This is a genomic window from Salinibacterium sp. SWN139 (genome assembly GCF_015864625.1).
Lineage (GTDB): Bacteria > Actinomycetota > Actinomycetes > Actinomycetales > Microbacteriaceae > Rhodoglobus.
The window spans coordinates 335047-347600 of the sequence record NZ_JADYWV010000001.1; the positions used below are offsets into that span (position 1 = coordinate 335047).

The following is a 12554-nucleotide window of genomic DNA, read 5'->3' on the forward strand; positions in this document are numbered from 1 at the left end:
CGTTGCCGACGCGAGCTAGTTTTCGAACTCGCGCACGAGCGCAACGGTGCTCTCGATGTGAGAACGACTGGATGCCCCAAACACGATTGACTCGATTCCGGGCTGCGCTGAGATCCACTCCAGTGCCTCTCGCGGCGGGATCGCTCCCGACGCAAACACCGACATCGCGACAGCACGGAACGGCCGCTTGGCCAACGCATCCTGATAAGCCTCAACGCCGCCCGACATCCGGAAGCCGATCTTGTTGATGTTGGAACACACGAGAGGATTCTCGATGCCGGCCTGATCGAGGTGATCGAGCAGCATCGGCAGGTTCATCGTGATGAAGCCGGGCTCGGCGCCGTAGCGCGTGCGCACGTGGTTCGCGAAGATCGCAAAGGCGTCGGTAAAGCCGAGCCCCAGCAGCAGATCGACGACGACGTTCTGCAACCAGACCACCGGGGTGCGCACGCCAGCGAAGCCAGCCATCTCGGCATCCACCAGCAGGGTGATGATGCCCTCGATGTCTTTCTTGGCCAGCGAACGGCCGCCGCGCATCATTGCGTTGAGCATGCCTTCATCGGGCATGAAGCGATTGAGGGCCCCCAAGATTCCGTTCTCGGTGACCGCGTCGGCGTACTTGTGCGCGTAGGGCATGCAGGGGAAAAACGAGAACCCGTCGTAGCGCTCGGGGTCAGCGCGCACCCGCTCCACCACATCGGCAATGCGGTCGTGCGTGGTGCACATGAGAGTGCGGATGCCGCTGGCGTAGGCATCGTCGATGACCGCCATGATCGCATCCAGATCCTGAAAGCGCATGGCCTGCTCGCGCGCTTTCTCCTCGGAGCGGTGGTTGATGCCAAAGAACTGGTTATCGCCAAACAGCACCGGGTCGAGTTTTGACGAACCGGGAGTGGTGAGCGGGCCGCCCGAGTCGGCGGTGCGCGGTGCGGTGGTGCTCATGAGCGTCTCCCTAGAAGGCTTCCGCGGCGGGCTTTGGGTGAGGTCGAAGCCGTGGTCTCGCCGACGAGGGTGGTCGTGGCGGGCCCGGCAGCGGCATCCGCTGTCAGCAGTTCGATGATGCGGTCGGTGATGGCAGCACTCGCGAAGTCGTTGGTGGCGGGCAGCGAGGGGTCACCGATGCGCTGCACGAAGTGATCGAGTTGGGCGCTGTACTCCTCTCCGCGGAGGTAGAACCACACCTCATCGGTGAGCTCGGTGGTCGACTTGATCGTCCAGCCGGGTTCGTAGCCCTCGAGTTCGGGGGCGGTGCTGCGCAGGTAGACCTGAATCTCTTGGCGGTCGGCAATGATCTTGCCCTGCGTGCCGAAGATGCTCACCCGGGTGGTCATCTTGCGGTACGACTCATCCGACCAGTTCACCGAGAGCTGCCCGCTCACACCGTCGGCGAAGTAGATCGTGCTGTAGACCTCGTCTTCGGTATTCTCCGAAAAGACGCTGCCCAGAATCGTGCCGCCGACGCCGGTCGCATTGCCGACAAACCACGTCGCGAGGTCGAGCGGATGCGCGGCATAGTCATAGAGACAACCGCCGCCCTCGGTGCGCTTGCTGCGCCACGTCGTTCCTTTCGCCTTGAGCACGACCGGGCCATACGATTCGGCCTGCAGGTGAGTGACCCGGCCGATCGCGCCCGCCTTTAACAGTCGCTTCGCCTCACGGAAGGTACCGACGAAGCGGTTGTGATAGCCGACCTGCGTGACGAGGCCACGGACGGCTGCCACTCCTGCAAGCTCGGCGGACTCCGCGGCGGTGAGCGTGAGGGGCTTCTCGCAAAACACGTGAAGCCCGCGGTCGAGAGCCGTGCGCACCATCGCCGCATGAAACCGGGTCGGGGTCGCGATGAGCACCGCATCGAGTTCAACGCTGTCGAGCATCTTCTCGAAATCGGTGAAGGTCTTCAGGCCCGTGTACTTCGACAGCACCCCCAAGATGTAGCCAGCCGAATCGACAACCGCCTCCACCGAGACGTCCGGATGCGCCCGAATCATCGACAAGTGTGAGAGCCCCATTTTGCCGAGCCCGACCACGCCCACGCGGATCATGCGTTCGCTCCGGGTCGCGGCGACGGGGTCGAGCGCGGAGCCGAGACGGGAGCCGTTCCAGCGGGAAGCTGCTCGGCGAGGAGCTCCGCGTACTGCCCCGCGACGCGTTCCCACGTGAATTCGGTGGCGTGCCTGGCGCGGCTGGCGGCCGCGAGCGAAGCCCGGCGATCGGGCGCCGAGAGCAGTGTCGTGATGTGGGCGGCTGCGTCATCCACGCCCGAAAAATAGAGTGCACCGTCACCGGCAACCCAACGGTTGTAGGGATTGTCGTGAGCGATCACCGCATTGCCGGCGGCCATTGCCTCGACGAGCGAGGGGTTCGTGCCGCCAACGGTATGGCCGTGCAGGTAGCCAAGGGAATGGAATCTCAAAGACGACACCTCATCGGGTTCGTAAATCGGGCCGACGAACAGCACCTCGTCGCTGGCGGCTTCGCGCACCGCCCGCGCATAGGGATCGCTGTCGTCGTAGGTGCCGAAGATCGCCAACTGGTGATCGCGGCGTTCTCGGGAAAATGCGGTGACAAGTTCGAGAATCGTGTTCTCGGGGATGGGCCGACAGATGAGCGTGAGATAGCGCCCGGGCGTGAGGCCGCGACTGGTTACCGGCAGAGTGTCAGCGGCTTCGACAGCGTGGGCGCCGTACGTGATCGTGACGAGTTTCGAGCGTCGAGCGCGCGTGGCCAAATAGGTTTCGATGACCGGATGATCGGCAATGAGTCGATTGCCCACCCAACAGGCGATCCGTTCGTTTATCCACAGAATTGCCTGCCGACCTTTGCCCCAGCGCGAACGAGACCACTCGATGCCATCCATGTTGATGACATTCGGGATGCGCTTGAGACGCTGCAGGATGTTGAACACGGCCGTGTTGTACCCAAACGTGAGGCAGATATCCCGGTGTCGAATCGCATGCCGGATTGAGGTGAGGTCGAAGCGTGCGGTGCCCAACCATCCTTCGCGTTGCTCAGGAATGAGCACGCGTTCGATGCCATGCCACAGGTCGGTAGTGATGGCTCCGGTACCCGGAACTTGGCAGTAAACCACGGGGCGCCAGCCGTGGTCACGCAGAAAAATGGCGACGTTCTCGGCGGCAGTTTCAAAGCCACCGTAGGCGGCAGGAATGCCGTGAGTTCCGAGGAGGCGAACGATCGGTTCGCGCTCGGCAGGGGGGCGTGGGCCGTTCAACTTTCCCTCCTCCGTTGACGGACTCAAGAACTTCGACCAGACTCCCCACTGTCTGGCTTGGAAGTGTACGCCGCTCACGTTTCTCTCTGTGGCCCCAGAACGGGGGGTACGGTGTTGAAAGGCGCGGGTGTACCGTCCAGTACCGACCACTCCCGAGGCACGGAGCTGCCATGACTATGTCGAAGCACCCAGGAACCGAGTTAGAGCCTGAAGCTGTGGCGGCCACGCCGTCGTGGCTAGGCACTCGCCCCCGTCGCGTGATTGCGGCCGGCATCGTGATTGCGCTCCTTGTCGTGCTCGGGGTGGTGCTGTTTGGGCAGTTTGCGCCGACCGCGACTCCCGGCGCTGCGCCCGCGGCGACGCCGAGCGCTGGGGCGTCAACCGAGTCGCCAGCAGCGACGGCGACAGCGACAGCGGCACCGGTCGACGGGCCAGCCGTGCCCGATGTCACACCCGTTCCGATCGAGGAGCCTGCGGATGTCACCGCCGGCCTCGTGGCAAAAGTCACGAAGGTTGAGGAGGTCGATGGCACCGCTCGCGGCCCCGGTGAAGTCGCCGGTCCGTCGTTGCGCGTCACGGTCACGATGACGAACTCGACCGCGTCAGTGGTCTCGTTGCGCACCACGGTCATCAGTTGTTACTTTGGCGCCGATCGCACGCCGGCGCCCGAACTTCGCGAGCCCGGCGGGGCACCGCTGCCGGCATCCCTCGCGGCGAATTCGGCGATTGACGGTGTGTATATTTTCACTGTTCCTGCTGATCAGCGCGGCAATGTCACGCTTCTGGTTGACTACTCCGTCGACGTGCAACCGGTTGTTTTCCAAGGGGATATTGCGGACCTGCTGTAACGATCGGTCTACCCACCTCGGCGGGCGACCCCCGAAACGTGACCCCCTTTTGGGGGGCACCCAAAGGGGGCGGAGGGGGAGTATGGTGACCCACCAAGTGGAACCTGAATAGCCACAAACCCCCGAGAAGGCACATCATGCGCTTAACCCGCCGGATGCCACCGAACCCGCTGAGACTTGTTTCCGCCGCAGCGGCGATGACATTAATTGCGACTTTGCTCACCGTAACGCTGCCCACCGCAGCTGTTGCCGACACTGCGGCTGCCCCGCCTGTGCCTACCACTGTGTCTACTGATCCCTTACCCACGCCCCAGATCAATGGTGTGGTCTGGGACCAGGTCATCGTGGGCAACACCGTCTACGCGTCTGGCGATTTCAGTTCAGCCCGCCCCTATGGTTCGCCCGCGGGCACCAACGAGCAGAGTCGCTCGTACGTGCTCGCGTACAATCTCACGACTGGTGCCCTGCTGCCGTGGGCTCCGACGTTTAACGGGCAAGTTCGTGCACTGGCCGCATCTCCCGACGGAAGCCGGCTCTATGCGGTCGGCGACTTCACATCGGTGAACGGCGTCTCGAAAAGTCGCATCGTTGCGTTCAATACCGCCACGGGGGAAATCTACGGCGGCTTCGATGCTGGCGCGAACTATCGCGTTTATGCGGTCGTAGCCACGAACACTCAGGTCTTCTTCTCGGGACCGTTCACCTCGGTCAGTGGCAACACTCGCCTCGGCGGCGCGGCAGCTCTCGCGACGAATGGCAGTGTCACCTCGTGGGCTCCCGAGCTCGCGGGCGGGCGCGCCTTCGGCATCGTTGTGTCTCCGGATGAGTCCAAAGTAGTGATCGGCGGAGACTTCACGACCGTGAACGGATCGAGCGATCCCGGCTACGGCCTCGCCATGGTCGACGCGACCGTCGGCGCTCTCATCACCCCGTTCGCCACCAACAACCAGGTGCGTAACGCTGGCCTCAACGCCGCTATTTTCTCGCTCGCGTCTGACGGCGACAGCTTCTACGGCTCCGGTTACGTCTATGGCTCCGGCGGCAACCTCGAGGGTGTCTTCCGGTCGAACTGGTCGGATGGCGAACTCGTCTGGGTCAACGATTGCCACGGGGATACCTACTCGGTTGCACCCGCGCCCAACGGAGCCATCTATGCCGCTGGCCACTCGCATTACTGCGGCAATATCGATGCCTTCCCACAGACAAACCCCTGGTCGTTCAACCGCGGAATCGCGTTCTCGAAAGACGCCACGGGCAGCATCTCGCGCGACCCGTACGGCTACCACGACTGGTCGGGCAACTCGAGCCCCTCGCTCCTGAACTTCTTCCCCGAGATCAACCTCGGAACCTTCACCGGCCAATACCAGGGACCGTGGGATGTCGCGACGAACGGTGAGTACACCGTCTTCGGCGGAGAGTTCACTCGCGTCAACGGCCAAAACCAGCAGGGGCTTCTGCGGTTCGCCGTGCCCGAGATCGCGCCCAACCTCGACGGACCACGACTGACCGGTGCCGACTTGACCCCGACGATGAGCTCTCCCGCGCCCGGCACAATCGCGCTGAGCTGGACCGCCGACTGGGATCGTGACAACGAAAACCTGACGTACCACCTCATCCGCGATGGCAAGAGTGGTTCGCCGATTTACGTGACCGAGCAGGCGTCGCGATTCTACGACCGGCCGACCATGACGTACGTGGATACCGGCCTCACGCCGGGGCAGACCTACACCTATCGACTGCGCGCGATCGACCCCTATGGCAACAGCGGCTGGGGTTCGACCGTGTCGTTCACCGCCGGAGCTACCGGGCAGTTGAGCGATTACGCGACGGCTGTGATGGAGGACCAACCCTCCCACTACTGGCGCCTCGGCGAGAGTGGAAACACCGTGGTGGATAGCGTGGCTCGCGACAACGCGACCGCGACCAACAACGTGGGCTTCGGAACATCCGGAGCAATCATCGGCGACAGCAACACTGCTGCAACCTTCACGGGAAGCTCGAACAGCTACGCCGGATCGAACACTCAAGTGTGGCGCGACAACACCTTCTCAGTCGAAGCCTGGTTCAAGACCGGCACCAACTCCGGCGGCAAGATCGTCGGCTTCGGTAACCGCCAAACCGGCAACTCGAGCAACTACGACCGCCATGTGTACATGGACAGTTCGGGCCGCCTGAACTTCGGTGTCTACACCGGCAGCACTCGCGTCGTGCAAAGTGCGAAGTCGTACAACGACAACGAGTGGCATCAGGTCGTCGCCAGTATGGGCGCCGATGGAATGGAAATGTTCGTCGACGGAGTGCGTGTTGGTGTAGATCCCGACGTGGTGTGGGGCCAGAACTACTGGGGCTACTGGCGCATCGGTGGAGACCGCAGTTGGAGTGGCTCTGACTACTTCAACGGTGCCATCGATGAAGTGGCCGTGTACCCGAACCCCCTCACCGCGGCCCAAATTCAGAACCACTTCGAGCTCTCGGGCCGGTCGCTCTCCGGACCGCCCGCACCGACCGACGCCTACGGTGCTGCGGTCTACAACGCGAGCCCGCAGCTGTATTGGCGACTCGGTGAAGCCTCCGGTGCCGTCGTGAATGATGCAGGACTGCAGGGGATCGATGGAGCCCTCAGCGGAACCTACACCCGCAACGTGCCCGGTGCTCTTGGGGGCACGAGTGACTCGGCAACCCAGTTCACACAGGCGCTCGCGGCAACGACGACCTCGCTGCCCAACCCCTCGACGTATTCGAGCGAAGTGTGGTTCAGAACTACGAGCGCTACGGGCGGAAAACTCGTGGAGTTCGGATCCTCCGCCACCGGCACCGCCAGCAACTATGGCGACCACGTGATGATGCGCAACGACGGAACGCTCGTGTTCGGCACGGGCAACAGCACCGTTTCGAGCACCGCCTCGTACAACGACGGCCAGTGGCATCAGGCGGTAGCGACCCAGGGATCAGCAGGGCTGCAACTGTTCGTGGATGGCGCGGTCGTGGCATCCAGTGCGGCAACACCGACCCAAACGTTCTCGGGCTACTGGCGCCTGGGCCGCGGTAACACGGTCGGAGTGGCATCGTCGAACTACTTCAACGGGGATCTCGATGAGTTCGCGGTGTACCAGACGGTGTTGACCCCGAGCGAAGTCAGCTCACACTTCTTGATCGGAACAGCGAACGAAGCACCGCTTGCGGAGTTCACGCACGCGGAGAGCGACCTTGTCGCGAGCTTCGACGCGACCGGATCGAGCGACCCCGACGGCACGATCGACGCCTACGAATGGGATTTCGGCGACAGTGAATCGAGCACGGATGCCGTGGTCGACCACACCTATGCCGCCGCGGGAACCTACGACGTCACCCTCACGGTGACCGACAACAAGGGAGCCTCGGCAACCGCCTCCGCCACAGTGACGGTGTTGGCTCCGAATGTGGCGCCGACTGCCGCCTTCACGAGCGAAACCACCGACAACGTGGTGAGCTTTGACGCGAGCGGTTCGGCCGATAGCGACGGCACGATTGGCTCGTTTGCGTGGGACTTTGGTGATGGAGCATCCGACAGCGGAGAGAGTACCTCGCATCTCTACGCTGCCGCCGGCGACTACACCGTGACTCTCACGGTGACCGATAACCAGGGTGCGACGGGAACGATCAGCCACGTCGTGACGGCCCTCGATCCGCCCGTCGTCACCGTGCTGGCCCGCGACGAGTTCGCTCGCGCGGAGACCTCTGGTTGGGGCACCGCGCTCGTCGGCGGCAACTGGTCAACAAACACCGACAGCAACTTCTCGGTCGAAACCGATGCGGGCATCGTGAACCACAGCTCGTCGGGCACTACCCGGCACGCGTGGTTGCCGAGCGTCTCCACGGACGACGTGACGGTGAGCGCCAGCATCTCCGTCGACAAGGCGATCACGGGCGGCGGCGCCTACACGGGCATCACGATGCGTGAAGTGGGCAACGGCTTCTACCAAGCCCGCGTGCGCTACTTCTCCAACGGCACCCTCGCCTTCCAGCTGCTGAGTGGCAGTTCGACCAACATTGCGTACACGGATGTTGCGGGCCTCACTTTCAGCCCCGGCGACGTGCTGCTCGTGAAAGCGCAAACCTTCGGAACCTCGCCCACGACAATTCGCGGCAAGGTCTGGAAGCAGGGAACTCCTGAGCCCAGCGACTGGACCCTCACGGCAACGTCGTCGGTAGCGAACCTGCAGACCGCGGGTGCGGTCGGTCAGTACAGCTACCTGTCTGGATCCGCCACGAATGCTCCCGTGCATGTGAGCTACGACTCGTTCCTGGCGATTGCAGGCCATGCCGACGAGCCCGTGACTCCCGCGAACTTGTTGCCCACGGCATCCTTCACTAGCTCGGTGAACCTATTGACGGCGAGCTTCGACTCGAGTGCATCTAGCGACCCCGATGGCAGCATCGCCTCTCGATCCTGGGACTTCGGAGATGGTCAGTCGAGCACGGCAACGAGCCCCGATCACACGTACGCGGCGGCGGGCACCTATCAAGTCACGGTGACAGTGACGGACAACCAGGGTGCAACAGATGCGGTAACTCACCCGATAACGGTGAGCTCCACTCCGGCGAATCAGGCTCCCACCGCCGCGTTCACCTCGTCGGCGACCGAGCTCGCCGTGGCGTTCGACGCGACCGGATCGACGGATGCCGATGGCAGTGTCGCCAGCTACGCCTGGGACTTCGGAGATGGTGTGAGCGACACCGGCGCCACGCCTTCGCACACCTACGCGAGCTCGGGCACCTACACCGTGGTGCTCACGGTGACGGATGACGAGGCCGCGACGGGCACGGTCAGTCACGATGTGGTCGTGACGGCACCGCCCGGTGCCGCGTTCGCGGAGGACACCTTCGAGCGCACGGTTGCCGCCGGTTGGGGCAGCGCGGATACGGGAGGTGCGTGGTCGTCGAGCACGAACTCGACCTACACCGTAGGTAACGGTGCTGGCGCCTTCGTGCACACGAGCACCGGCACCACTCGCCGCGCCTTGCTTGAGGGCGTGAGCGAAACCTCGGTCGAAGCGCAGGTGGAGATCACGGTCGACAAGGTCGCCGAGTCTGGGCACATTGTCGTCGGCGTGATCGGTCGTCAGGTCGGGTCGGCGTTCTACCAGGCGCGCGTGCGTCTACAAACCGGCGGCGTCGTCGGGCTGCAAATCATGTCGGGCTCCACGGTGGTGCTAGCCAATATGAACGTGCCGGGCATGACCTACGCGGCCGGGGACACCTTCATCCTGAAGACCAGTGTGGAGGGCACGAGCCCGACCACGATTTCGGCCAAGTTGTGGAAGGAGGGAGACACCGAGCCGGCCGCCTGGCAGCTCGTGACTACCGATTCCACGGCAGCGCTGCAGGCGGCAGGTTCGGTCGGATTTGAGAGTTACCTCTCGGGTTCGGCACCCAACGCCCCCGTGACCGTGAGGTTCGATAACTTCAGCGCGCGGCCCGTGCAGTAGGCAGCCTGAGCGTGGCAGGCAGACGGTCGGCCCTGGGAGCAATCGGCTCTCAGGGAATGCAGGCTCTCTCGAGCTTCACGATTCAGGTGCTTGTCGCGCGCACTCTCGGCTTCGACGGGCTGGGCGCCTTCGCCATCGCGTACGGCGTGATGGTGCTCGTCGCCGGGCTTGCGAGTGGGATGGTCGGCGACTCGCTCGTCGTACTGGAACGGCGTGCTCCGGCCGTGCGCTCGGCGCTGCAGCAATTCGCTCTCGGAATTGCTGCGGTGACCGCGGTTCTTTCCGCAGCGATCGCGGGAGCATCCGGTCTCATGGATGTCGCCACCGCCGTCATGTTCGGAGCCGGCGTCGCCCTCTTCGCGCTCGAAGAACTCATGCGTCGACTACTCATGGCCGGCTTCGGGTTCTGGCGCGTCATGATGATCGACTTCGCGTCGTTCGCGGTCGCGCTCGCCGTGATCGGGTTGAGTGCGCTCGCCGGAGCCCTCAGCCTCTTCGTCTTTCTCGGCGCGGTTGCGGCAGGCCAGCTCGCCGCTCTCGGGCTCGGCGCAGTGCTGCTGCCGCGGGAAGAACGCTTCGTCGTGGGCTTCGTGCGTGGGGGCGTTGGCACCGTCTTTCGCTACGGCAGCTGGCGGGCGGGCCAACAGTTCCTCCGCCCCGCCCTGCTCACCGTCGTGCGCACCCTCGTCACCGTGCTCGCCAGCCTCGCCGCGACCGGACTGCTCGAGGCGGGCCGCGTGTTCGTCGCCCCGGCCACCCTCGCGGTCAGCGGCCTCAGCTCGTATCTCTTTGTCTCCTTCGCGCGTGACAACAGCAAGCCACTGGCCGAGAAACTACGGCGAGCGGATCGTGCCGTCAGTACTCTGGTCAGCCTCACCGTGGTCGTCGGCGCGCTACTCGTCGCGCTGCTGCCGTGGGGAGGCGCACTGCTCTTTGGCACCGCGCCCGATCTGCTCGCCGTGATCGGGTGGATCGCCTACACCGCGTCTATTGCCGCCGTGACTCCGTATGGTGCGCTCGCGGCGGTCGGCGGAAAGCAGGCGGCCGTGTTTGGAATTCGGGCGGCCGATACCGTTCTCGCCATCGGATTCGTGAGCGCGGTATTGCTGGCCGGGGGAGACGTGCAGTGGGTTCCGGCGGCGCTGGCCGCGGCATCCATTCTGGGCGGGCTCGGTATTCGGTGGCTGATCCTGGTGCCGCTCGTGCGGGCGGGCTAGCGCTCGACGACGCTGCCGTCGAGGTGCTCGAGCCCGGTCTGCTCTTGCCCGGTGCCGCGCGCGAAGTCAGCGAGCGAGCTGAACGGCGTGACTCCGATCGCGTTGGTCGGCCACGCGATGAGCGTGCGCGGTTCGAGTTCAGTCGCGCGCACGTAGAGGTTGTTGTCGACGGTGATGCCGAAGTCGCGGGCGCTGCGGGTGCGGGAGTAGTCCTCGATCCAGATGAGAGCTTCACTGCTGCCGACGAGTGTGTTGCCGACGATGCTCACGTCGGTGCCGACCCACGTCATCTCGGGGTCATCCCGATACCGCTCGTCGTGGCCGGCCTCGTTGTCGTCGCTCTTGAGCCGTTCGTCTTGCAGCACGGCGATGGCGTTGCGGCTGCCCACCACGATGTTGTCGCGAATCTCGACGCTGCTCGTGTCGTTGATCTTCATGCCAAAGATGCGGTTGTCGGCGAGGTAATTGTCGGCCACCAGTGCGCGGGCCGAGATCTCGAGAAAGAGACCATGCCCGGCATTGCCCACGAAGGTGTTGCCCGTGATGGTCAGGTCGCGGCAGGACTGATCGAACCAGAGCGCCGTCGCGTTGTTGTCGGAGAAGTCGGAGTTGCGAATCTCAACCGTGCGCGAGCGCGTGAGTTTGAACCCGCCAGCGACGGGGGCGCGGTTGAACCACTCGGTGTTGTTGCCGGATGCCTTCAACCCATCGACCAGCAGATTGTCGGCGTAGTTGGCTGCCACCCCGATCATCCCGCTCTCGGTAACCGTCACCTGGCGGATCGTCGTGTTGGCCGCCGTGATGAACAGCCCCGTCGTGGCCGACTCGGTGATCACCACGTTCTCGATTGTCACGTCGGGGCGCTCAACCGTGACCGCGCCAAAATCGGGCACCGACGGTGCAAAGCGACGCACGCCAATCCCGCGAATCGTTGACCCTTCTGCTCGGATGCTCAGGGCCCGCTGCAGCGTGCTCGCCCTCACGGTGTGGCCGCTGGGGTTCTCGCCGATGTACAGCACGCCCGTGCTCTCGTCGTGGAAGAAGCTCGACGCCGTCACCTCGTCTCGCGAGCCGACCTGCGTGAGCGGGGCGTCATCCATCCACAGTTGGTCCGGATGCGCGGCCAGCGGATGCCTGGCGGTCACGAAGTTCCAGTACTGCTCGGTGTTGTCGGGGGCGCCCCGTTCGTAGGTGGGGCTCGAGTCGAAGACGGTGCCCCACGCCACCGACCAGAGCTCGCCATCGGGCTGTTCCCCGCCAGACTGCTCCACGTCGGCCTGCCAGTCATCGATGACTTCGCTGCCGTCGAGCCAGACGACCTCACCCGGATACGACTGCACCGTCACCGGGGTGCCCTCGGCAATCGTGAACGCCTCGTGGTACTCGCCGGCGCGCAACACGATCATGCCGCCCGCGGTAACCCGCGCCAGCGCCGCCTTGATGGTGCGGAGCGGTGACTCGAGGCTGCCGTCCGCGTCGTTGTCGCCCGAGGGCGAGACGAAGAGAGCGCCGGTCTGGATCTCATAATCGGTGGTGCCGAGCTCGGCCGCCCCGGCATCCGCAGCCTCTGTCGCAACGTTCTCGGGGGCACCAACGCCAGCGAAGAACGGCACATCGGGACGCACCGTTGTGCTGGCGCTCCCGCCGAGCGAGGAGACCACGAGGGCGCTGGCGGCGATGGTGAGAGCAAGAAGGATTGCGACCGCACCGAAGACCTGTCGACGTCGAAAACGCCGACTTGTCGTGCCCGTCGCAACGCTCACTAGCGCTCCTCACGGTTCGAAACCCCGCG

Annotated in this window: 7 protein-coding genes; 3 read left to right on the forward strand and 4 right to left on the reverse strand. The window is 64.4% G+C overall.

Annotated elements, in window-relative coordinates:
• Window positions 1-15: 15 nt before the first annotated feature.
• Genes I6E74_RS01645 through I6E74_RS01655 form a run of 3 tightly spaced genes read right to left on the reverse strand, consistent with a single transcriptional unit; the run spans window position 16 to window position 3229 of the window.
• A complete protein-coding gene (locus I6E74_RS01645; RefSeq protein WP_231604448.1) occupies window positions 16-942 on the reverse strand; it encodes a hypothetical protein in 927 nt (308 codons plus the stop codon).
• Window positions 939-2042, reverse strand: a complete 1104-nt coding sequence (locus I6E74_RS01650; RefSeq protein ID WP_197122448.1) for a Gfo/Idh/MocA family protein — start codon at window positions 2040-2042, stop codon at window positions 939-941. The genes I6E74_RS01645 and I6E74_RS01650 overlap by 4 nt, the downstream gene beginning before the upstream one ends.
• A complete protein-coding gene (locus I6E74_RS01655; protein ID WP_197122450.1) occupies window positions 2039-3229 on the reverse strand; it encodes a DUF1972 domain-containing protein in 1191 nt (396 codons plus the stop codon). The genes I6E74_RS01650 and I6E74_RS01655 overlap by 4 nt, the downstream gene beginning before the upstream one ends.
• Window positions 3230-3399: 170 nt before the next feature.
• On the opposite strand from I6E74_RS01655, the gene I6E74_RS01660 reads away from it, so the two are divergent.
• The 3 genes from I6E74_RS01660 (at window position 3400) to I6E74_RS01670 (ending at window position 10762) form a co-directional block, all read left to right on the forward strand.
• On the forward strand, window positions 3400-4077 hold the full coding sequence (locus tag I6E74_RS01660) for a hypothetical protein (RefSeq protein ID WP_197122452.1): 678 nt from the start codon (window positions 3400-3402) through the stop codon (window positions 4075-4077).
• Between the two features lie 137 nt (window positions 4078-4214).
• The gene (locus tag I6E74_RS01665; protein ID WP_197122454.1) at window positions 4215-9545 is read left to right on the forward strand and encodes a PKD domain-containing protein; all 5331 of its coding nucleotides are present in this window, start codon (window positions 4215-4217) and stop codon (window positions 9543-9545) included.
• Between the two features lie 11 nt (window positions 9546-9556).
• Window positions 9557-10762 carry a hypothetical protein gene (locus tag I6E74_RS01670; RefSeq protein ID WP_197122456.1) on the forward strand — a complete coding sequence of 402 codons (1206 nt, stop codon included), beginning with the start codon at window positions 9557-9559 and terminating at the stop codon, window positions 10760-10762.
• On the opposite strand, the gene I6E74_RS14675 is transcribed toward I6E74_RS01670, so the two are convergent.
• A complete protein-coding gene (locus tag I6E74_RS14675; RefSeq protein WP_197122458.1) occupies window positions 10759-12525 on the reverse strand; it encodes a right-handed parallel beta-helix repeat-containing protein in 1767 nt (588 codons plus the stop codon). The genes I6E74_RS01670 and I6E74_RS14675 overlap by 4 nt on opposite strands.
• Window positions 12526-12554: the final 29 nt, after the last annotated feature.